This is a genomic window from Listeria booriae, from assembly GCF_000766865.1.
In the GTDB taxonomy this organism is placed as follows: Bacteria; Bacillota; Bacilli; order Lactobacillales; family Listeriaceae; genus Listeria_A; species Listeria_A booriae.
On the sequence record NZ_JNFA01000004.1, the window covers coordinates 1 to 23,837 of the forward strand.

Annotated in this window: 21 protein-coding genes; 16 read left to right on the top strand and 5 right to left on the bottom strand. The window is 41.1% G+C overall.

Translation table 11 applies throughout. The features are described 5' to 3' along the window. The 12 genes from EP57_RS16895 to EP57_RS01910 all read left to right on the top strand — a co-directional run. On the top strand, positions 1-200 hold a 200-nt coding region (locus tag EP57_RS16895; RefSeq protein ID WP_036083678.1), incomplete at its 5' end, for an immunoglobulin-like domain-containing protein. Positions 201-920: 720 nt separating this feature from the next. After that, on the top strand, positions 921-1,586 hold the full coding sequence (locus tag EP57_RS01855; protein ID WP_036083680.1) for a YveK family protein: 666 nt from the start codon (positions 921-923) through the stop codon (positions 1,584-1,586). Then, positions 1,583-2,266: a CpsD/CapB family tyrosine-protein kinase gene (locus EP57_RS01860; protein WP_036083682.1), complete on the top strand. Its 684-nt coding sequence runs from the start codon at positions 1,583-1,585 to the stop codon at positions 2,264-2,266. The genes EP57_RS01855 and EP57_RS01860 overlap by 4 nt, the downstream gene beginning before the upstream one ends. A gap of 7 nt (positions 2,267-2,273) precedes the next feature. Further along, complete coding sequence (locus tag EP57_RS01865; RefSeq protein ID WP_052167479.1) at positions 2,274-3,632, top strand: O-antigen ligase family protein; 1,359 nt, start codon at positions 2,274-2,276, stop codon at positions 3,630-3,632. Beyond that, on the top strand, positions 3,629-4,489 hold the full coding sequence (locus EP57_RS01870) for a hypothetical protein (RefSeq protein ID WP_036083684.1): 861 nt from the start codon (positions 3,629-3,631) through the stop codon (positions 4,487-4,489). Before EP57_RS01865 ends, EP57_RS01870 begins: the two co-directional genes overlap by 4 nt. A 3-nt stretch (positions 4,490-4,492) precedes the next feature. Then, complete coding sequence (locus tag EP57_RS01875; RefSeq protein ID WP_036083686.1) at positions 4,493-5,245, top strand: glycosyltransferase family 2 protein; 753 nt, start codon at positions 4,493-4,495, stop codon at positions 5,243-5,245. A 12-nt stretch (positions 5,246-5,257) separates the two neighbouring features. Further along, entirely contained in the window at positions 5,258-5,920 is a 663-nt protein-coding gene (locus tag EP57_RS01880) for a sugar transferase (RefSeq protein WP_036083687.1), read from the top strand. Between the two features lie 3 nt (positions 5,921-5,923). After that, positions 5,924-7,066 (top strand): glycosyltransferase family 4 protein, encoded by a 1,143-nt coding sequence (locus tag EP57_RS01885; RefSeq protein ID WP_036083689.1) that lies wholly within the window; start codon positions 5,924-5,926, stop codon positions 7,064-7,066. Further along, positions 7,063-8,493: an oligosaccharide flippase family protein gene (locus tag EP57_RS01890; protein WP_052167480.1), complete on the top strand. Its 1,431-nt coding sequence runs from the start codon at positions 7,063-7,065 to the stop codon at positions 8,491-8,493. The genes EP57_RS01885 and EP57_RS01890 overlap by 4 nt, the downstream gene beginning before the upstream one ends. Next, complete coding sequence (locus EP57_RS01895; protein WP_036083691.1) at positions 8,480-9,421, top strand: NAD-dependent epimerase/dehydratase family protein; 942 nt, start codon at positions 8,480-8,482, stop codon at positions 9,419-9,421. Before EP57_RS01890 ends, EP57_RS01895 begins: the two co-directional genes overlap by 14 nt. Beyond that, complete coding sequence (locus tag EP57_RS01900; protein WP_036083693.1) at positions 9,418-10,737, top strand: nucleotide sugar dehydrogenase; 1,320 nt, start codon at positions 9,418-9,420, stop codon at positions 10,735-10,737. The genes EP57_RS01895 and EP57_RS01900 overlap by 4 nt, the downstream gene beginning before the upstream one ends. 396 nt (positions 10,738-11,133) lie before the next feature. Next, positions 11,134-11,706: a helix-turn-helix domain-containing protein gene (locus tag EP57_RS01910; protein WP_036083696.1), complete on the top strand. Its 573-nt coding sequence runs from the start codon at positions 11,134-11,136 to the stop codon at positions 11,704-11,706. A 244-nt stretch (positions 11,707-11,950) separates the two neighbouring features. On the opposite strand, the gene EP57_RS01915 is transcribed toward EP57_RS01910, so the two are convergent. Both EP57_RS01915 and EP57_RS01920 read right to left on the bottom strand, forming a co-directional pair. Further along, a complete protein-coding gene (locus EP57_RS01915) occupies positions 11,951-13,348 on the bottom strand; it encodes an MFS transporter (protein WP_036083698.1) in 1,398 nt (465 codons plus the stop codon). A 192-nt stretch (positions 13,349-13,540) separates the two neighbouring features. After that, on the bottom strand, positions 13,541-14,956 hold the full coding sequence (locus tag EP57_RS01920; protein WP_036083700.1) for an MDR family MFS transporter: 1,416 nt from the start codon (positions 14,954-14,956) through the stop codon (positions 13,541-13,543). Between the two features lie 225 nt (positions 14,957-15,181). Between EP57_RS01920 and EP57_RS01925 the strand changes: the two genes are divergently transcribed. Then, entirely contained in the window at positions 15,182-16,219 is a 1,038-nt protein-coding gene (locus EP57_RS01925; RefSeq protein WP_036083702.1) for an Abi family protein, read from the top strand. Here the strand turns inward: EP57_RS01925 and EP57_RS01930 are convergent. After that, positions 16,212-16,679 carry a MarR family transcriptional regulator gene (locus EP57_RS01930; RefSeq protein WP_036083704.1) on the bottom strand — a complete coding sequence of 156 codons (468 nt, stop codon included), beginning with the start codon at positions 16,677-16,679 and terminating at the stop codon, positions 16,212-16,214. The two genes, EP57_RS01925 and EP57_RS01930, sit on opposite strands and share 8 nt — an antisense overlap. Positions 16,680-16,693: 14 nt before the next feature. Next, positions 16,694-17,845, bottom strand: a complete 1,152-nt coding sequence (locus EP57_RS01935) for an ROK family transcriptional regulator (RefSeq protein WP_036083705.1) — start codon at positions 17,843-17,845, stop codon at positions 16,694-16,696. 147 nt (positions 17,846-17,992) lie between these two features. On the opposite strand from EP57_RS01935, the gene yicI reads away from it, so the two are divergent. Both yicI and EP57_RS01945 read left to right on the top strand, forming a co-directional pair. Beyond that, entirely contained in the window at positions 17,993-20,260 is a 2,268-nt protein-coding gene (gene yicI / locus EP57_RS01940; protein WP_036083707.1) for an alpha-xylosidase, read from the top strand. A 57-nt stretch (positions 20,261-20,317) separates the two neighbouring features. Further along, entirely contained in the window at positions 20,318-21,703 is a 1,386-nt protein-coding gene (locus EP57_RS01945) for a glycoside-pentoside-hexuronide (GPH):cation symporter (RefSeq protein ID WP_036083710.1), read from the top strand. A 300-nt stretch (positions 21,704-22,003) separates the two neighbouring features. On the opposite strand, the gene EP57_RS01950 is transcribed toward EP57_RS01945, so the two are convergent. Beyond that, the gene (locus tag EP57_RS01950; RefSeq protein WP_036083712.1) at positions 22,004-23,224 is read right to left on the bottom strand and encodes a chloride channel protein; all 1,221 of its coding nucleotides are present in this window, start codon (positions 23,222-23,224) and stop codon (positions 22,004-22,006) included. 202 nt (positions 23,225-23,426) lie between these two features. Between EP57_RS01950 and EP57_RS01955 the strand changes: the two genes are divergently transcribed. Then, positions 23,427-23,831, top strand: coding sequence for an LPXTG cell wall anchor domain-containing protein (locus EP57_RS01955; RefSeq protein ID WP_036083714.1), 405 nt, complete (start codon positions 23,427-23,429; stop codon positions 23,829-23,831). Positions 23,832-23,837: the final 6 nt, after the last annotated feature.

The following is a 23,837-nucleotide window of genomic DNA, read 5'->3' on the forward strand; positions in this document are numbered from 1 at the left end:
TCACGGGCACATTTGGTTCGGACATCAAGAAAGTACAATTGTTCGTTGATGGAACTTTCGCTCGTCAAGCAGCAATCTCAGGAAATTCATTCACAGTATACGCTGCAGACAAAGTAACATCGGCATCACAAAAAGTAGAAATGGTAGGCTTTGGTGCCTCAGGCACAGAAATTGCTCGCCAAGCAGTTAACGTAAAATAAAAGCAACGCGCCTCACATGGTGTTCACACCGAGTGAGGCGCATTTTTTAATACTAAGTTACTTAAGAAGCATCTATGAAAATTTTTAAATTAAACAACATAATAAGGCCATAAAGATGAAAAAACAGTAATAAAGTATAGCATGTTCACATATTGTTCGGAAAACCTATTCAGCAAGTTAGCATATTTGTGAAACAGATTTTTTCAAAGGTGTTAAGATAAATATATCGAAAGGGAAGTTACTTGATTGAGAAACGACAGCCGAGATATACAGCGTAGATAAGTATGTTATCACAGAATATAATTTTGATATTTATAGAAAGCAGTGAGTACTCATGAATTCAAGTTGAAATAAATCGAATATCAATTAAATGATAAAAAAGTACCATCCATAGCTAGATGCCACAACATCATCCTCAAGCAACAAAACGGTGTGCTGAAAATGCCCCATTCTCCAACAACTTATAGTATTTTGAAAGTCAAACTTCTTTTTTAGCCTCAAAATTTAGCAACAAACGTACGGACATTCTATGATACAACTTACAATTATCAAGAAAAAGCATAAATAGATACACAAAAATATTTTTTGATAATACGTTTAAATTACAATATTCAATAAAATATAAAAATAACAAATCATATTAGAACTATTCCAATTACGAAAACAAAGAAATAACTTGAAACAATAGTTTTAAAGCATGTAGCCACTGGAGGTGCTATTTTGACAAAGATTTCATTTAGTGATTTGGGAAAGGTAATCAAGAAATACATTGTAATCCTGATGTGTATCCCAATTTTATCAACGGGGCTTGTATATACAACGGAAAAAGTACTCCTGCCACAAGAATATACAGCATCTACCCAATTACTCATTACAGCAGATAATAAATCAGAAGATGGCCAATCATTCGACGATTTACGATCAAGTATTCAACTAATAGGAACATTTTCAACGACGATTCAAAGTGACAAAGTTAAAAAAGAAGTAGCAGAAGACTTAGGCATAGAAAAAATAGACGAGAACATCACTGTCATTACCGATCAGAACTCACTTTATTTCACAGTCAACGTTACTGGGCCGAATGAAGAAGAAGCCGTCGATGTTGCCAATAGCCTCGGCAAAGTAGTTACGAAAGATTTTCCAGAGTTATTTAGTGGTATGAGCGTTCATGTTATGGAAAAAGCATCGGATGCGACGCCAAAGCCAATGACATTCCAATTAATTCTAGGATTTATCTCGGGCTTGATGGCCAGCATTATTCTCGCATTCTCCATTCTGCTCTTTAGTTCCATCATCACGAAGGAATCACAATTACGCGATTTAGGCTTAACAATTCTAGGCGACACACCATTTAAAAACCTACGAAAAGAGGATTTTAAAAAATGAGACATGTAAAAGATAATTTCCTACCAATCATTACAGATAAAATAGATCCATTCATGGCCGAGCGATTTCGAGCGATTATGACAAATCTTCAATTCATGAAAACTGAAACAAACGAACCGTTAAAAAGCATTGTTTTCACATCTGCACATAAGAGTGAAGGGAAGAGTTTCTGCGCACTGAATCTAGCTGTTGCTTATGCTAAACAAAATAAGCGTGTGCTTCTCATTGATGCAGATATGCATAAGCCGAAATTATCCAGCCAATTTAAATTACGATATGCAGAAGGCCTTTCGACATTATTGAGCGATACCGAAGATCCAATGAAATACATTGTTGAAACAGAAGATACGAACTTGAGTGTTTTACCATCGGGTGCGATACCGCCAAATCAGCTAGAACTATTGAATACGGAACGCATGCAAGAAATGATTGCTGTATGGGAAGAAGCATTCGATTTAGTTATTTTTGATACACCACCGGTTCTACTTATGAATGACAGCCGGATTTTAGGTAGTTTTTGCGATGGGGTGGTGCTTGTTGTTCGTAACGGTTCGACAAAGGTGAAAGATGTAGAGACATCGATTGATTTATTAGCACGAGCGGAGGGACGTTTGATTGGGACAATTTTGAACGGGAAAAAATATGCAGCTAAAGAGTTGAAGACTTATTCCTACTACTAGACGTTATGTGCTAATCGGAATCGGTTTAGCGATCCTAGCTGCGCTGGCAACGGTTCTCCCATTTGGATTCTTGCTACCGGTTGTAGCTATTGCTGTCCTTTGCCTTTTCATTGTACCACTGGATAAATTACTGTTCTACATGTGGATTGGTATTTTTATCTCAGCATTTTTTGGAGCGTATCTAGGAATACCAGGAAGTGAGAATATTTTCTTATTCCGAATTTTACTTTTACTTCACTTTATCTTGTTTCTTTTTTTACCAGAAAAACAGATAGCGCATATGAAACCGATGCGATGGTTGTTTTTCCTTCTTGCGGCGTGGCTTATTGGCTTTACGATTACATTATTTTGGAGCGAATCGGTTGCCGCAGGATTACGATACATTTACTACATTTTTGAACTATCCTATTTAATTTTTCTATCCGTCTATTATTTACGAACGAAAGAACAATTTTTTACCTTTTCTAAAATTATTACCGTCATTTATGTGTTACAAATTGTGATTGGCTTGGCTGAAGTATTTACAGGTTGGCATTTGCCTCAATCGGGCGCTTTTGTTTACGACACGACAACGAGTGCTTTTCAACCAACCGGGCTATTGTTTAACACGAATGACTATGCGCTATTCTTAACAATCTTTTTGCCGGTAGTCTTCTGGCGACTGACAAAATTACGACAGCCATATCGCGCAATCACACTCGTATTAGTGAGTTTAGTACCGCTTTACCTAGTCATAACAACATACTCACGACTTGGCTTAATCGCATACGTTGTTGTATTGATTGCCTTACTCATCCCCTACGCAAAAAAAATCAGCATCTTGATAGGGGCTTGGATTATGTTTCTCATCACGAATGTATTGCTCATTTTACCAACAGCATTTTCAAAAGTAAATGAGATTGTCGACTCGTCGTTCACAGAAAAAGGTGCTTCCACATCGGATCGCTTAGAACGATACAACACGTTATGGCAAATGATTAAAGATTCAAAATTACTCGGCGTCGGTGCAGGAAATGCGCCGCTGAAGCTAGAGCAGTATCGCTTAGGGCATGAACAAGTACAAGAATTAATTTTAGCCCCGCATAATTTTTGGCTAGAGTTAATTGCGGATGGGGGTATTTTCAGTATTTTCCCTCTCGTATTCTTTATTCTTTTGCTGGGAATGAGCGTTTATTACTGGTGGACAACGCGGAAACATGGCGATGCGTTATTCATGGTCCTACCGATTCTAATTGTGCTCGTATTCGCTGTAGCAGCTGTTGCCCTGAGTACAGTAATAGATAAACGATATTTATGGATTGCAATTGGCATGGCTGTTGCAGCACTGAATATCACGATAAATAAATGGAAGGAACGAAAACAATGATGTTAGGCTTCTGGCTATGTCTCACCGCTATTCTTTTACTTGGTATGAGTTACTTTTTCTTCTACCAAGCAAAAGGGATTTTGCGAATCAAACAGTTGATGGAGATTAAAAGCACATATGCTACACGAACGACAGGTCCAAAACGGATGGTTGTCGGAGGTAGCGACGTATTATATAGCTTTGATACTGATCGAGTAGGACGCGAAACGTCGATGCCTACTGTAAATTTCGGCGTCAATGTGGGTCTTGGTATGGGTTTTCTACTCGATATGGCGCGAGAACAAGCAGAATCAGGTGATGATATTGTGTTGTGCTTGGCGTACTCGCTGTATCATAAACCAGCATATGACGTATTCGCTTATGAATATTACCGCATGTATGACAAACGCAAGCTAAACCGTTTTACATGGAAACAACAAGCATACTATCTCATCGGAAACGTAAAACTGAATATGGGCTACAAACAAAAACAGTTCGATATTGCAGAAAGTGGCGCTTACATCAATGTTTCCGGAGCATTACTACCAGACGAAAAAAACAAACCGTTACAATTTCCAGCCCATTTCACAAAAACAGAAGCCGTTTTGGCATTAGAGGCTTTTTGTGAAGAATGTAAAAGAAAAAATATCCGCGTTCGAATCACGTATCCAAGCACATTAGGCTTTGATATATATCACGAATCAGCCTATTTAGCGGAATTAACCGCATATCTTCATGAAAATTATGAAGTAATCGGTGAACCAAAAAACTATTTTGTACCAAAAACGGCCATTTTCAACTCAGTATATCATGTGAATAGCATTGGCCAACAGGAACGAACAGAACGATTTATCGAAGAACTAACAGAGAGGAAGTAAGATATGTATGACAAAAAGCAAGTGAGTGTGATTATGCCTTGCTATAACGCAGAAGAAGTAATCGGAAAATCTATCGAAAGCGTACTTGCACAGACCTATGAAGATTTACAACTCATTATTGTGGACGATTGTTCCACAGATCAAACAGCAGCCAAAGTTTTACCTTATTTACAAGATGAACGTATTTTATTCATTCAATTGCCACAAAACGCTGGTGTCGCACAGGCACGAAACGTTGGAATGCAACATAGTTTAGGGCGTTTCATTGCTTTTCTTGACAGCGACGACCTTTGGATGACCGAAAAATTAACACGACAAGTCGAACTGATTCAAAAAAATGATGCTCCACTCGTATATAGCGCGTACCAAACCTTTCAAGAAACAACAGACAAAACGCTAAAAACGATTCAAGTACCAGAAACCATTGACTACCAAGGACTTTTGCGAAATACCATCATTGGTTGTCTTACTGTCCTTGTTGATCGCACGAAGACCGGTGATTTCACAATGCCAAACATTCCAGGCGGTGAAGATACGGCAACATGGTTACACATTTTAAAAGAAAACGGTGTGGCATACGGCATCAATCAACCATTGGCATACTACCGTGTTTCAGGTTCTTCTTTGTCAGGTAACAAGTGGAAAATGGCGCAGCGCACGTGGAAAATGTACCGCGAAACCCAAAATCTATCTTTTGTTGAAACATGTCTTTGTTTCAGCTCTTACGTAAAAAATGCAATCAAGAAGCGAATCTAGGAGGAAAATAAAATGGAAAGAAGTCTCGATAGCCAATCTTATGAACGGAAGGCAGGTGCTCTTACAGGATTCATCAAACGCATCATGGATATTTTGCTGAGCCTTATAGGCATCGTCTTAGCATCACCGATTATGCTTATCGTTGCGATTTGCATCAAATCGGAAGATAAAGGCCCAGCATTATTCATTCAAACACGAACAGGAAAAAATGATCAACCATTTTCAATTTATAAATTCCGTTCTATGAAAACCGCGCCAAATCAAGTAAGACCAGCGCGACAATACGAATGGGAAGGCGGCGTTCCAGATGATTTCGTATTTAAACAAACAGACGAAGTAGACCCGAACGTTACCAAAGTGGGCGCGTTTATTCGGAAAACTAGTCTCGATGAATTGCCACAACTTTTCAATGTGTTGCTAGGAAATATGAGTATGATTGGCCCGCGTCCTGAAATACCAGCCATTACCACGCATTATAACGCCCAACAAAAACAACGGCTGCTCGTCAAGCCAGGCATTACAGGGTGGGCGCAAGTCAATGGCCGGAGTGATGTCACGAACGGGGAAAAAATGGCGATGGACTATTACTATATTCAAAACCAGTCGATGGCCCTTGATATGACGATTCTGTGGAAGACGATACAAGTGGTACTTACATCTAAAGGAGCTGTATGACCGATGAATAAAAAGCACATCCTGATGGTGAGTCACGATTTCCTTCCGAATATTGGCGGTATCGCGGTGTATGTCTACGAATTGAGTAAAGCCCTTATTGCTCGTGGCCATCAATTGACAGTTTTGACGCAGTACGCGTCGTTTTCCACGCAAACTAAAGAAGAAATGATGGACGGTATTCGTGTCATTCGCGTGCCAATAGCGCCAATCAAGAAAATCGAAGATATCCAATACCGCAAACGAATGCGCCAACTCATCCGGAAACTGGAAGCTACCGAAACGGTGGACGTGATTCATTGGCAAACGCTGAATAAAGATGCCCAAATGATGCGCGGGTTACGTGTTCAAGCGCTAGAAGTCTACACGAATCATCTTTCGTGGTTTCGGATGCTATATAACGAAGGGAATACCGCGAAAATCCATCAATTGATGCGGGAACCGGATGTGATTATTTGTCCGAGCCGCGAAGTCGAAACGATGACAGCCGAACTTTTTCAAAAAGCCCAGACGGTTTACTTGCCGAACGGCGTGGATGAGTACGTTTTTTATCCAGATGCAGAAACAAGCCAGCTAGTGCGCGAACAATACGGCATTTCCCCACAAGAAACGGTTATTGTATCGACGAATCGAATGGAACCCGTCAAAGGCATGCGCTATTTGATGGAAGCCATCCCGCCGATGCTACAACAGCATGAGAATCTGACGTTTCTAATCGCCGGGGACGGTAGTCAATATGCGGCATTTGAGGCCATGATCGAAAAACAAACGCAAAACTCGCCCAAAGTTATTTTTACAGGGCGTCTGACGAATCAAGATATTCAGCGTGTCGTCAATGCTGCCGATATCTATGTCCAGCCATCCTTGATGGAAGGGTGCAGCATCGCGATTATTGAAGCCATGGCGTGTGGCAAACCAGTAATCGCAGCTAATGTTGGTGGCAACCCCGATATTATTTCCCAAGAAACAGGTATCCTAGTCCCACCTAAATCGGCACAAGCCTTACAAGAAGCCATGACGTACTGCATCCAAGAAGTAGACGAGAGACATCAGATGGGCAGACGTAGCCGGGAGCGTGTGGAACAAGCACTCAACTGGCGCCAATTAGCACAACAAGTCGACACCATCTACGATACGGCGAAACGATGAAAAAAAATTACCTGTACGTGCTTTTCTACCAGTTTATTATTGTCGTCACGCCACTATTTACCACCCCATATGTATCCCGTGTGCTAGGTGCGACCAATATCGGAATCGACGCCTATGCCAATTCCGTGGTACAAATTTTCCTCGTCTTTATTCTACTCAATGTTGGTGTTTATGGCCGGAAACAAATTGCGGAAGCAGAAAATAGGCACGCATTAAAGACCACGTTCGCAGGCATCTATTTGATGCAATGCCTTTGCGGTTTGCTTGTCAGCAGTGTCTACGTTGTTTTTGTATGGATGGTCGGTAGTTATCAGCTGATTTTCATGATTTATGGGTTGATGTTGCTTGCCTATGCGCTGGATATTTCGTGGTTCTTTATCGGTCGCGAACAAGTCAAGCGGATCATGATGCGAAACACCGTGGTTCGACTGTTGAGTATCGCGTGTATCTTCCTCTTTGTGAACGACGCGAGTGATTTGTGGCTCTACGTTTTGATTAATAGTGCCGCGCTTTTAATTGGTCAACTCGTGACATGGAGTGCACTGTTTGCTGATTTAGGAAAGATTCATTTCTCTTTTCGAGCCATGAAAAAGCATGTTGCTCCAATGTTGCTTTTATCTGTTATTCCATGTGTTTCTTTACTCTACACAGCTGTGAACAAAGTCATTCTTGGCAATGTCGCGGGTGCAACGGAAGTCGGTTACTACAACCAAGCATTTAAGCTTTACACCATTTGTATGGGATTTGTGAGTGCCTTATCTACCGTTATTGTCCCGCGAATGGCGATGCATTTTAAAAAAGGCGATCAAGCAAAATTTCGACAGTTCGTTAATTTCTCGATACGTTATGTTAGCATTTCTACCATCCCGCTCACATTCGGTTTGATTGGAATTGCGACGACTTTTGTCCCGCTATTTTTAGGAGCAGCCTTTGCACCAGCGACACACAACGTGATGCTGTTTGCGCCATGTCTTTTCTTAGCTGGAGTTGCAGACATCTTAGGGTTACAAATTTTACTCATCACAAACCAAAGCAAAAAATATACACTATCCATCATCATCGGCTCCATCGTTAGTTTTGCAACAAATATCTTTGTAGTTGCAGCGTGGGGGAGTGAAGGTACAGTCTTTAGTTTCTTTATCGCGAATCTTGTGATTGTGGCATTGCAACTTTATTTTGCTAGAAAACATTACGAATTTCGATATTTCCTCAAGATTGTCGCTAAATATACGTTTTTTAGCATCATCATGTTATTCGCTATGCTGGGTATCAAGTATTTGCTTCAAGGACAAAGCGACATCCTAATCTTAGCCTATCAGTTGATTACAGGTGTTTATGTCTATCTTCTTTGCCTATTCCTCTCCAAAGATCCATTGTTATTTCAAATTCTATACAGAAAAGTAGGTTGGAAACATGTCAAAAAATAAAATTTTAATTACAGGTGGTTGTGGTTTTATCGGTTCGCGCGTGATTGAGTTGCTCGCAGATAGTCCACATGATCTGTATATCATTGATAATTTAAGCACAGGTAGTAAAGAAAATATTCCATTACACCGCGTGGAGCTTGCCGTTTGCGATATTAGAAGCATGGAAGCATATGATTATGTGCAACAAATACAACCTGATTACGTCATCCATCTAGCAGCCCAAATTGATGTGCAAACGTCTATTCAAGCACAACAACACGATGCAGATATTAATATCATGGGAACGCTAAATATCATCCAAGCATGCGTTAGATTAGCAAGTTTACGACAATTTGTTTTTGCATCTACAGCCGCTGTATACGGTAATAACAAGGACTTACCACTAACAGAACAATCCAGTACAATACCTACCTCGCCATACGGTCAATCAAAGCTTGTTGGTGAACAATATTTAGCGCTTACTAACCATCTTCAAGGACTACCTTACGCAGCACTACGTTTTGCGAATGTGTATGGCAAGAAAAGCTATGCCGCAGGAGACGTGATTACAAGTTTCTGGACCAAATTAAAACAAAACGAAGCCCCAATTATTTTCGGTGACGGGGAACAAACACGAGATTTTATTTACGTAGAAGATATTGCAGAAGCCCTTATCGAAGCAATGTACGTCTCAACTAGCGGGGTTTACAACATCTCGACAAACGAGCAAACATCAATTAATGATGTCCTAAATATCATGAACCACCTATTAGACCAAAATATTTCATCAGAAAATAAAGCGGAGCGGGCCGGCGACATAAGAGATAGCAGACTCGCCAATAATAAATTCGTACATCATACAACATGGACTCCCGAACACACATTGAAAACAGGTTTACAAGCGACAATGCATCATAAAAATAATCAAGTGAAGGTGGAAAACAAATGAACACTGTAGAAACATTAATCACAACATTTAAAAATAAAGAGGCAACGATTGCCGTAATGGGACTAGGTTACGTAGGACTACCACTCGCCGTATTATTTGCAGAACAAGGCATGAATGTTATCGGTTTTGAACTTAGTATGGATAAAGTATGCCTAATCAACACAGGTGTATCCGACATTATGGATATCCCGTCAGAACGACTAAAGAAAGTAACAAGTAATGAGCGATTCGTTGCAACAACAGATGCCACAGAATTAGGCGATGCAGATGCCATCATTATCTGCGTCCCAACACCATTAACAGCATCTTATGAACCAGACATTTCTTACATCAACAACGCCGTCGATATCATTCGTGAAAATATGACACCAAACACACTCATCGTCCTAGAAAGCACAACGTACCCAGGTACATCTCGTGAACTTCTACTAGACCCTATTGAAAAATCTGGTTTCACACTAGGCGAAGACTTCTACATTTGTTATTCCCCAGAACGCGTCGATCCAGGAAACAAAACATACCAAACTGAAAATACACCAAAAGTCGTTGGAGGAATTGGCGAAGCATCAACAAATGCAGGTATTGCCTTGTATGAAACAGTTATTAATCAAGTAGTCCCCGTCGCATCAACAGAAGTTGCCGAAATGAGTAAACTTTTAGAAAATACATTCCGCAGTATCAACATCGCGTTCATTAATGAAATGGCAATGCTATGCGATAAAATGGGAATCGATATTTGGGAAACCATCGAAGCGTCAAGCACGAAACCATTCGGCTTTATGCGTTTCAATCCAGGCCCAGGTATTGGCGGCCACTGCATTCCGCTAGACCCAATCTACCTTTCATGGAAAGCCAAAGAAGCGAACTTTTTCAGCCGTTTCATCGAATTAGCCCAAGAAACCAACAGCCAAATGCCAGAATACATCGTCCAAAAAGCAGGAACTGCACTAAATACCGTGAAAAAATCATTAAACGGATCCAATATTCTACTTGTAGGTATGGCATACAAAGAAGACATCGATGATCTACGCGAATCACCAAGCATTCCAATTTTTGAAAACCTAGTAGAACAGGGCGCAAACGTCTCTTTCTGTGACCCACTAGCCACAACATTCCGCGATAAAGATGGAGAAATCCATACAACAGTCGACGTTGACTACGAAAAAATGAGCGAATACGACCTCGTTATCGTATTAACCTGCCACAAAGCGTTTGACAAAGAAAAAATTGCTAAACACAGTTCTTTAATTTTAGACACAAAAAATGTTTTACCAAAGCAGTACAAAGAAAAAACGATTTGTTTCGGTAATAAATAATTAAAAATATGGGCTACTTTCTCTCTTAGTTTTACGGAAGTAGCCCATGATAGAAAGAGAAAGGTGTAGGATATGTCATCAACAGTATCAAGTATGTGGACCTTACTATATTATTTCCAAAAACATAGGAAACTGGTCATTGATAGGGGTTCAGGAGTGCCAACTTTACTGGGAAAATTCCCTCACAAATACATACAGATAACCATTGAGAAATTACAAAACACCGGTTTTATCTGGGTTGTTTACAACAAATCAGGAGAAGTTGCTTTATATATAACACCCGCAGGAAAAAGACTAGCTGCGAGAATCGGGAAAATACACCGACCAATAGATAACTTAGAATAAAAAACGGTAAACACTATTTTAAAAGTAGGTAACCGGCAAGGAGGAAATAACATGTTAACAAAGGGAAACCAAGAGATTAAAGTTATCTCATTGGAGCGGGGAGAAAAATTACACGTCTGCGGAGAGTATCGAATATTACAAGGATACATCATCTGCCGAACAGGAAATCATTTATTGAAAATCTTAAAAGCAGAATCATTTATTATCCCAGAAAAAGATTTAACAGCTGGATTAGTAGAATACCAAGCACAAAGGACTGCACAAGTAGCTTTTATACCGATTATATCAGCGACCGATTTTTTACGGAAACAAACACAAGCGCAACAAGATATAATCCAGTTATTTGCCAATCAATTAGATCTATATGCGCTACCGATCAAAGAACGAGTGATGGCATTATTATACAAACTAGCATGCGAAATAGGCGAAATCAAAATGGATACTTGCCGTATACCTATGATTTTGACACAAGTAGAAATTGCAAGGTACATACATTGTACAAGAGAATATTTAAACAGTGTGCGCAAGGTATTAGTGAAAGAGGGATGGCTAGATTCCGGAAAGAATTGGGTGCTTTTGGACTGGAAACGCTGGGGAGAGCACATGCCGATTTCAGAACGATAAAAAAAGAGACGAGTCTGGGACAAAACTCAAGATAAAGCAAAACCGTCGAGCCATTTACTTTGGGTAGGACGAAAAATTTTGCTTTACACAAATCGAGCGAAAGCGTTTGTATTCAGGGAGTTTGGTGGAAGCCGGAAGCGGAGCATACTCGTGTATGTGAGAACCGGAAGTCCGCCAAACTCCCTGAATGCGAGCGCTTATCGCCGATTTATTTGGGTTATGTCCCAGACTCGTCTCCACTAAATTATTCCGTCACAACCTCCATAGCCTTCTTCTCCCTCGGCACAGTCACTATAATCGCAATCAACGAAGCCAAACAAAAGCCAACATTCGTCAGTAACCCGATCATCGCCGCCAAATCAATATTCCCGCTCGCTGTAATCACACCATAAACCGTTGCCGAAATCGCAACACCAAACGATCCACCGAGCGAACTCGCCATTTTATAAATCCCAGAAGCAACACCAACGCGATCTTCCGGAGCATTCGATACTGCCGTGTCCGTGGATGGCGTTGCATACATACCTAATCCGATTCCAAATAACGAGAAGCCAATGAAAACAATGACCGTGTAAACCATACCTGGCAAGAAAGTAAGCGACGTCAAGCCAATCCCAATCGCCGTAATCAGCGAACCGAGAATCATTGGTTTGCGCGCACCAATCCGTTGCAGAATTTTTTCACCAACACGAATCATTCCGAGAACGCACACGAGATAGCCGATAGACAAAAGCCCAGATTGAAACGCCGTAAAGCCGCGGCCAACCTGCACATATGTATTAGCCACAAGAAGCGTCCCAGCAGCGGCATTCAACAGAAAGTTCGACAACGTTGCGCCAGTATACGCTTTATTTTTAAACAAAGAAAAATCAATAAAGCCATTCAATTGCTTCAGTTCGATGCGGAAGAAGAACGTTGCCGCAAGCAAGAAAACAACGATGAGCGTAAGCGTCGTAACACTAGCCCAGCCAAAAGTCGAGCCGCGCGTGATGACCAAGTTCAAACTCACCATCGCAATAACAAACGTGATTAAGCCACTCAAATCAAATTTCGCTTTTGCACCTGTTTGAGCAACCTTGCTCTCAGGCGTCCCCTTGATTAGAAAAATTCCCAACACCGCGAAAATAATCGAGAAAACAAAAATCCAGCGCCAGCCCATATACGTCGCAATCGCACCGCCAGCAAAAGAACAAATGCCCGAGCCGCCCCACGAACCAATCGACCAGAAACTAAGCGCCCGTTGCCGATCCTTCCCTTCAAAATACGTTTTCATCAAAGCAAGCGTCGCAGGCATAATACAAGCAGCAGAAAGCCCTTGAATCACGCGCCCAATAATGAGCAACACCGCGCCTTGCGTCAAAACCAAACAAAGCGAACCAATAATGCTGAGACCCAGACCAATATACGTCAGCTTCATCCGGCCGAACTTATCCGCCATACCCCCAGCAACCACAATAAAAATACCAGAAAAAAGTGCTGTTAAACTAATCGCAATGTTTAATAAATCAGAAGAAATACCAATATCTTGTTGAATCGCTGGCACAACATTAACGAGCGACTGCGCGAACAACCAAAATGTAATAACACCAAATACAATCCCTGTGATGAGTTTATTCGTTCCTTTATAAGCCACTTGTTCCATCTTGTTTTCCTCCTTTAATTGAAATAGTGCATAAATTCACAAATGATGTTTTCATAAATCACCGCCTCCTTTTACGTATCATTATAGTGCCAGCTTCCTTTTTAGAGTGTACTTTTTTTGTCTAATATAGATCCTATTTTTGTCCTAGCAAAAAAACTTCAAATGGATAGCGCAAAAAAAGACTCAAGTGACTTACTGAGTCTTGGACTGCTTATTAGTTAAGAAGAAGCTCGGGATGAAGATGAGCGCAAGGACCACGGCGGATACTAGAAAACCAGCCTGGAATCCTTTCAAACTCTCGGCGAAAGAGGGATGCAGGACTTGAACGAAACTGGCGACAACCGTTGCGATAACGGCAGAACCAAAACTAGAACCAAGGTTTTCGATAATGTTAATGCCAATACTTGCTTCGGGGATCTGCTTGTTATCAAGACCTGTATACGCATCGGTCGTCAGTGGCAAATTAATACCTCCGATACTTGTACCGCGGATAAACAAGATGATGGAAATCCAAATCATACTCGTTTTATCCGTAATAAAGACAAGCGGAATCGAGCCGATAAGTGAAAGAACGAGACTGACCATCACGACATATTTGGCGCCGAATTTATCAATCATTTTACCAATCACAGGTCGCGTTACAATCATACCAACACCTTGCGGAATCAGTGCAATCGCAGCTTCGATAGGCGTGAAATGGCGGAAAGTTTGGAAGAACAGCGGCATAATAATCATCGGCCCCATAATGGCAATATTCGCGAGGAAAAGCCCGATACTCGATGCCGCAAAACTCTTATGCACGAACAAGTTTAACGGAAGAACCGTTTGATTTTTGCGAATGTGGTTGTAGATGACATAAACGACCGCCAAAACAAGGCCAACACCAACGCAAAGCAATGTTTCGCTATTGTTGAAAGAAGCGTGGCTGGCGGCTTTTGTGATACCGTAAATCAAGGCAACGCTCATACCTGCCAAAGTAACAATCCCGAAAACATCGAGCTTACTATCTTTGTTGAACGGCTGGAACTCAGGAATCGATTTCATCATTAACGGCACCGCGATAAGAACGATAAACACGTTGATGAAGAAAATCCAGTGCCACGAAGCGAAATGAATAATAAAGCCACCGATAACAGGCCCGAGGATTGGACCAAGAATCATTGGCGTCGTAACAATTGCGATGACTCTACCGAGGTTTTCAGGTCCCGCCGTTTTGACGAGAAGTGTTGACATCAGCGTAGTAATGACACCAGCGCTAAACCCTTGAAGCAGGCGGAAGAAAATGAAACTCGAAACATCCCAGCTAAGCCCAGCAAGAACCGAGGTAATACCAAAAGCAACAACTGCTCCGATAAAAATTTTCTTGCCGTTGAATTTATTCATCAGCCAACCAGATATAGGCACGGCGATTGCGAGAGCTAAAACGTAACCTGTAATGGCCCATTGGATCGTATCTAAAGTTGTGTTGAAGTCTTTATTTAGTTGGTCGATGGCGATATTCACCATAGTTGAGTCAAGCATCGGGGCAATGGCTCCAAGTGCGATAGCCCAAGCAGCGACGAGGATTTCTTTGGATAATCCTGAACCTTTTACTTTGTCTTTAGTCATGTGGAAAACTCCTTGTAGATATATTGATTCCTAGGAAACATAATTATCATACAACTATTTGGTTTCCTTGTCAACAAAAGTATAAAACTTACTTTGCAATCAATAAAATTTATGTTATACTATCTGTAATAAACCAAATGGGCTTCTTTAAGCTAGGAAAAAACCTCCAATTTTCATTGGAGGTTTTTTTCTTTATTTGTTATACTGCTTTTAGAGGTGATAATAGTGGTAAATAATCATAGAAAATACAAAGCGGATAAGCCCTTTTTGCCAGTAGAAGATCAAATTGAAAAACTAATCGGTCGAGGTTTGAGTATCGGTTCCAAAGAAAAAGCTAAGCAATTAATAATGACGCATAATTATTATAATATTATAAATGGATATAAAGATATCTTTTTAAAAAGCCCCTTTGAAGGTGATGATAGATATATAGAAGGTAGCACATTTGAAGATTTATATGAACTATACATGTTCGATAGGGATTTAAGAAAAACTATTCTAGCTGTCACAATAGATGTCGAGTGTACGTTCTATACCAATGTTGCCTACTTCATAGGAAAAGAATACGGGCATGAACCTCAGAAATATTTAGATAAATCAAAGTATAATACCGGTCACAAACAAAATAATGGCAAGACACAACGAGAAAATTTACTAGATATGCTGTGGAAAAATATTCACAAGCCAAGAATTGAACCATTGATATACTATAAAAATAATTATAAAAATATGCCACCTTGGATTCTAACGAAAGGTCTTACCTTTGGGCAAGTGTATACTCTTTTTGAATTATCAAAATCTGAGATAAAAGAAGAAATCATCAAGAGCATATTAGGAATTGATCATATTGATGAAAAACTAAAAGAATTTTTCGCTAAAATGATGTCTATCTTTATCAGATATAGAAACTGGTCTGCTCATGGTGGGCGAATGTATAACCATAGATGCAAGCCAGAACTCACTTTTTGGGAGCCTTTATTTACTATGTTCGGCGTGACAAAATCTGAATTTAATAAAGGTCGAGGGAAAAATGATTTATTAGCATTGACTGCGTCAGTCATGTTTTTCTATCAAAGTAATACGGGCTCTACCATTGATTATTTTGTTTTTCTGAATAGTAACATGGATAAATATAGAGATAAGCGGGTTGCTACATACTCGAAAGTTATCACTGAAACAGGCTTGCCCGAAAATACTCATAAGAAGTTTTTGAATTTTATTAGCGATGCTTTACCAATCTTCTTTTTATACTCAACTACTTAATATCCAACCCTTGCTTCCTAATCTCCTCATCAAGATGCTGATTATACTTCTCCATAAAAGCTAACAACATATCATACTGCTCGTCAGTCACTTGCTCAAACACCGCTTTGTCGCGGTCTTGGAACTGTTTGTGGACTTCTTCGTGGATATTGAAAATCTTTTGGCCGTGCTCGGTAAGACGGAAATAGATTTCTTTTTTATTATCAGGTTTTTGATAGCTTTCGATGTAGCCTTTTTTTAGGAGTTTTTTCGTGATTTTGCTGGCGGCGCCTCGGGTCATGTAGAGGGATTGCGCTAGTTTGGTTACGTTGGGGTCGGTCGTTTTTTCAATGGCTTCGATGCAGTGGACCTCAGATGCTTTGTAGCCGTCAAGCCGGACTTCCATCTCGAACTTGTTCAGCCAACCCATCTTATTTAGCAGGTCTCTCACACCGTCCATCACTTGATCTGCTTTATTCATCGTCCATCCTCCCATCATTTCAATTCGAATTTCGGAACTTCTAAAAAATTAGAAATCGTAACAACCGCTGCACCGAATAAAATGGCTTCTTCGCCAAGTTGGGCGGTTTTTAGTTCGATATTTTGCGCAGTCAGGCGTGGTAATCGTTCTTTGATTTGCTCTGGAAAACTTGGAATAAGTCGGCTGATTTCGCTGTGAATCGCAATGACTTTCGGGTTGTAGAGCGCAATCGTGTTGTGAACGGCGATTGTGAGGTAGTCAATCATGTTGTCGATGAGTTGAATAGCTTGGCGATTTTTTGCGACATATGCGCGATATAAATCTGGAATAATCGCTTCGGGATTGCCCGAAATCTCACGGAATGCTTCTAAAATCACTTTCTCTGAACTATACGTTTCCAAACAACCGTGTCCGCCGCAAGAGCAGGGGTTGCCGTTAATATGAACAATCATGTGACCAATCTCGCCGCTGAGCCCGTTTTCGCCAGTGTAAAGCGTGTCGTTCATAATGATACCAGCGCCAAGACCCGCGTGAATGCTGATGCCGACAAGATTATGGTACGCATTGTTCTTAGCATGTTCACTAAGGGCAAGCAAATTCGCTTCGTTTTCAATCAAAATCGGAAAATCAAAATGTTGCGCCAGTTCAGAAGCCAGCGGGAAATCGGCAAAATCATAGGCCGGTGTGAACGTAATCCAATTATTTTGCACAACACCATGAATCGCGATAGTCATACCGATGACGCCAAAAGGTGATTTTGGAAGCTTGGCGGTGATTTCTTGTATAATCGTGACTAAATCAGCGGTAATCGTGTTTTTTTCGATGGTTCGAAAGGGGAGAAGTTTCCGATTTCGGGTCGAACCGTCGAGATAGTGAATCATTGTATCTATGTAATCGTAGCCGATGTCAACGCTAATTGCGAACCCCGCGGCTTTGTTTAATTCAAGCATGATTGGCTTGCGGCCGCCTTGCGTGGTACTCTCACCGATGCCGACTTCTTGAATTAACTGTTGCTCGATAAGCGTTTTGACAATGGCGGAAACACTAGCTTTATTAAGACCAATTTTTTCAGAGAGGTTGGCGCGTGATAAAGGTCCTTCGTTGACGATAACGCTTAGCACTGTGCGCTCATTTGTTTCTCTAATTCCTGTTCTGTTTGCAAACATGACGACACCTCCTGTTACTCATTGTAGCGGTTAACGATAGCTTTGTCCAATGTGCAAAATAGAAAAGTAAGCGCTTGACAAAACAAAGTTGCCGTATTATTATGATGTTAGTTAGTTTATTATGCTAACGAACTAGGAGGGACGAAAATGAAATTTACTGATGGTATTTGGCTCGTAAAAGAAGGCTTCGAGATTCAAAACCCTAAAGAAGTATTCGATTATGAATTGAAAGCGGATTCACTAAAAATTCACGCACCATTTAAAAAAATTAAAACACGTGGTGACACCTTAAACCTTGGCTTGATGACAACGGAAATCCATTCGCCACGAGAAGATGTGATGACGATTCGTTTAACGCATCACGACGGTAGCACAACGAAGTCACCAGCTTTTCCAGTAGAAGATGAGCACGTTGCTTTGAAATCTAGCGAAACAGCCGGCGACATTACGGTAAGCTCAGGCGATTTGCGCGTCGTTATTAACAAAGAGAATTACGCGTTAACATTTTACGGGAAAGACCAATTTTTGACGAAATCAGACGTGAATGGGCAAGGCTACATCACTTCGTCATCGCAAAATTACATACGGGAACGGCTTGACTTAGGCGTTGGCGAGAACATTTATGGCCTTGGCGAACGCTTCACCAATTTCGTGAAAAATGGACAAACCGTTGACATTTGGAATAAAGACGGCGGCACAAGTAGCGACCAGTCCTACAAAAACGTCCCATTTTTCGTTAGCAATAAAGGGTACGGCGTATTTGTGAATCATCCGGAAAACGTATCGTTTGAAGTCGGCTCCGAGCATGTTTCCAAAAATCAATTTAGCGTAGCGGGCGAAAGACTGGAATACATTCTTATTTACGGTCCAAGCATGGAAGAAATTTTGCGGAAGTATACGGATTTGATGGGTAAACCAGCATTGCCGCCAGCTTGGTCGTTCGGGCTTTGGCTGAGCACATCGTTTTGCACGGACTACGATGAAGAGACGGTGAACAGCTTTATCGATGGCATGAAAGACCGCGATATTCCGCTAGACGTTTTCCATTTTGATTGTTTCTGGATGAAGGATTTCGAATGGTGCAATTTCGAGTGGGACAAGCGCGTGTTCCCCGAGCCTGAAAAAATGTTGGCGAAACTAAAAGCGAAAGGTCTTAAAATTTGCGTGTGGATCAACCCGTACATCGCGCAGAAATCCGCATTGTTCGCGGAAGGTAAAGAACATGGCTACTTCATTAAAAATCGAGACGGCTCCGTGTGGCAATGGGATTTATGGCAAGGCGGCCAGGCCATTGTTGACTTCACCAATCCAGACGCATGTGCTTGGTATCGCGCAAAGTTGAGCGCTTTAATTGATATGGGCGTAGACAGCTTCAAAACCGATTTCGGTGAACGAATCCCGACTGACGTCCAGTATTTCGACGGCTCCGACCCAGAAAAAATGCACAACTATTACGCGTATCAATATAACGAAGTCGTTTTTGACTTATTAAAAGAGAAGAAAGGCGAGCAAGAAGCCGTGCTATTCGCTAGATCCGCAACAGCCGGTTCGCAGAAATTCCCAGTACATTGGGGCGGTGACTGCTTGTCCACGTACAGCTCGATGGCAGAATCATTACGTGGCGGCTTATCGTTCATGCTATCAGGATTCAGCTTCTGGAGCCATGACATCGGCGGATTTGAAGAAGGCGCGACACCAGACATTTACAAACGCTGGACCCAATTCGGCCTACTTTCTTCGCACAGCCGCTACCACGGAAACGTCGAGTACCGCGTACCATGGATTTTCGACGAAGAAGCAGTAGACGTGACCCGCAAATTTACAAAACTAAAAATGCGCCTCATGCCATACCTGTTCAAACAAGCCGTAACGGCGCATAAAGAAGGCGTTCCAGTTATGCGACCAATGGTATTAGCTTACACCGAAGACCCAGCCGCCGCAACGCTAGACCGCCAATACATGCTAGGCGAGAACCTGCTAGTAGCCCCAATTTTTAATGACCAAGGTCAAGCCGAGTTCTACCTTCCAAAAGGAAAATGGACGAACATCCTGACCGAGCAAGTTTACGACGGCGGCCAATGGGTTTCCGAACACCACGACTACATGAGCCTGCCACTTTTAGCAAAAGAAAACAGCATTATCGTTCATGGCGCCGAAGAAAATCACGCCGAATACGACTATGCCGAAAAACCAGCCATTCACATCTACGGCTTCGAAAATGACGGTTCCGAAGCAAACACAAGCATTTATCAAGCAACCGGCCGACAAAAAGCAACCATCCAAGTCCAAAACAAAAACAACGAAGTCACCGTCCAAACAGAAGGCCTAACAGAATACACCATCATTTGGCACAAGCAACACAACCCAGCAACAAAAACCTACGAAACAACCGAAAAAACAATCAAATTATCATAAAAACTAATGTTCCTATTCCAGAGATGAGGATAGGAACATTAGAAAGGTGGAATTTTTATGGAGGCAACAGGAAGAATGACGGCAGAACAACCATTGAAAGCGATGGTGCCGTGGAAAGAAAGAATTAGTTATGGTTTAAGTGATACCGCATGTAATCTCGCATTTCAAGTAATTTCAACCTATTTAATGTTTTTCTACACAGACGTATACGGAATTAGCGCCGCAGCAGTCGGGACCTTATTTCTAGTCGCGCGTGTTATCGATGCTTTTGACGGACCAATCATTGGTATTTTCATCGACCGCACCAACACGCGATGGGGAAAAAGCCGCCCGTTCTTCCTTTGGTTCGCCATTCCTTTTGGCTTAATGTGCGTACTAACTTTCACCACACCAGGCTTTGGCGACGCAGGCAAAATCGCATGGGCATACGTCACCTATATTCTAGTAGGTATTTTATATTCTTGCGTGAACTTGCCAATCACATCGATTTTACCAAGCTTAACCAATAATCCAAAAGAAAGAACCGTCCTTGGAACTGTGCGTCAATTCGGCGGCACACTCGGACAAATTATCGTAACCGTTTTCACATTACCAATCGTAGCAGCACTCGGAAAAGGCAACGACCAAAAAGGCTTTTTCCTAACGATTTTAATATTTTCGATCATCGCGGTCGTATTATTACTTAACACGTTCTTCAACACAAAAGAACGCATCGAAAACGTCCAAAAAGTTGTGCGCGTAAAAGACAGCGTCAAAGCAATGAAGCGCAACTGGCCGTGGATCATCATGATTTTGATGAACTTCATTTATTGGATGGCAATGACGATGAAAAACCAGACAACCGTGTATTTCTTCAAATATAACTTAGGTCGCGAAGACTTAGTACCAATGATTATGGCGCTAGCATTCGGCTCCCTGCTAACCTTACTAATGACCCCAGCCGTAGCCGGAAAACTAGGCAAACGAAACACAATGGTCGGCGGACTTATTTTAGCCATTATCGGACAAGTCATTATGGGCGTTGGTGCACATAGCCTGAGCGTTCCAATCATCATCGTCGGCGTTGTCATTAATGCCTTCGGAACAGGCTTCATCTCAGGACTTCTTTCTGTTATGCTTGCCGACACTGTCGATTACGGCGAATGGAAAAGCGGCGTTCGTGCCCAAGGTTTATTAACATCCGCATCAAGCTTCGGCGCGAAGTTCGGAATGGGAATCGGTGGTGCCATGACAGCAGGAATTTTAGCAGCAGGAGGTTACCAAGCCAATAAAACCCAAACAGCCGCAGCACTTCAATCCATCGAATTCAACTTTATCTGGATACCAATTATCGGTTTCGTCATCGCAGGAATCGCACTGTTCTTCTACAAAGCCGACAAACTCGAAAAAATGTACTTAGTTGAACTAGCAGAACGCAATAAAAAACTAACAAATCAACAATAAAAAGAAGCCGTTCCTCACCAAATCTCGTCCTAATTACCAGGAGGAGATTCGATGAGAAACGGCTCTTGTTTTTAATTATTTTACCTGTGCTTCAATGGATAAAGGAGTTAAGCCAGAATCATTCACTATCCCCTCTCATCTCTACTATGTATGAGCTAAACAAAAGCTGTTAAAAAAAGTATACCACATAATTATATCTAAAATTATGAAGAATTCGACAATTTATTCAGGAAAAATATAAAAAAACTGTACATTTTACACGTTCAATAAAAAAATGGCACCGGAGCACCATTTCTTATTTTATGCAGTTGTTGCTGTCTTTTTAAACCATTGCCGACTAACGAGAAATGCTGTAATGAGAATAAAAGGAAAGAACTGTAATGGGAAGATGAATAGCAAAATCGAACTCGTTAAAAGTGGACTACCAACGATTTTCGTGCAACTAGCTGCGGCAAAAATAGTAATCAAGAAAGCGACTGGCGAATCTAACCACCAAGTAGCCACATAACCCATAGCACAACTCGTGAATAGCGCTGGGAAAATCATTCCGCCTTTCCAGCCACTTTGCATACAAAGCCCAACAAGTACAGGTTTTAGCATACCTAAAGCAAGTAAAAATAATACAGAATAGTCATCGATGTTAGATGTTAATTCGACTAGTTGATGTTCCCCAGAGAATAGGAAAAAGTGTGAGAACATCCCAAACACGCCGATACTAGCACCGCCAATCAACGCTAGTATCCACTTATTAGAAATAGGTTTTAGCAGCTTAGTAATAATTTTTTGAACAAATAGGAAGTACATGCCAAAAAGTAAGCCAACAATTAGTGCCGGAATGTAGAGAGCAGCATCCAGCCAAGACCAATCCGTATCCGGTAAGCGAATCGCAAACACGCTTTTAGGAATAGGAAGTACTCCTTTTATATAAATAAATGTGGCCAATGCAGTAACGGAAATTAAAATAGACAACACTAGTTTTGACCATTTCGGCATTTTTTTTCTATTTATATCTTCATCTAAATTCTCAGCAAGACCGTTAAATGGAGCCAGAAAGATAACGGAAAGTATCGCTCCAACACCGAGACTAATCATTTCTTCTTTTCTTTGCACAGTCAACTTCATATGATCGATAACCCACGTTGTGATACCACCGACAATCCCGATTAAAGCAGCTTCTGGACCTAAACTTGCTCCGAACGAAAGAATAACCCAAGCTGCTAAAATAGTATACAGTAAGCGATTTTTATATTCGATACGACCAGTTTTACGCATTTCTGCCATGTTTTCATGCATCGTGTAGGGGAAAGGACCGAGCTTCGTTTGAATCGCCCCAACAGCAACTCCGCCAATTAACCCTATGATTAATGGATAATAAATGGGCGCATGTATTTGGTCCGGAAATTCTGTCCAAATAAAATCGATTGAAATTTGAATAAGTGCTAAGAACAATGCTGCAATCGCCCCAATGGCAATCCCAAGAATAATTGTATATGTAATAAAAGCGATGGATAGTTTTTTCATGTTTGTCGCTCCCTTTTTTCTATATTGTTTGAATCAGACCGCTATGAAATATTTTACCCTAAAATGTAAGATATAAAACGATTGGCTAATCTGCCTTTAAAAATAATACTGTGAATAGGCTGGGACAAACGGATCATATACAAGCTAGCTCAGCGGCTATAGCCCTTGAAAACGGAGAACTCACGAAATAGTAGATAATCCAGTGAATACGAGCAAATCAGGTACGTATGAGATAACATATGAAGTAACAGATAAAGAAGGAAATAAGGCGACGTTCACTCGCGTAGTTGTAGTAACAGAAGCGCCAGTCATCTCTGAAAAAACAGAAGTAAAAATGGAGCAACATGATGATTTCGATGTACTTGCAGACTTAAGTGTCAATGATAAAGAAGCTGGTAATATTACGAAACAAATCAAAATAGTGAGCAATAATATCCAAATCAGCAAACCAGACACATATAAAGTAATGGATAAGGACGTAAGCAAAACACCAAAAGCAAATAATAAAGAACTGCCAAGAACAGGAGACAAGACGTCTCAAACGCTAAGCTGGTTCGGTTTAGCATGTATTGCTTTAGGAAGCCTATTATTCAGACGAAAAAAATAAACAAAT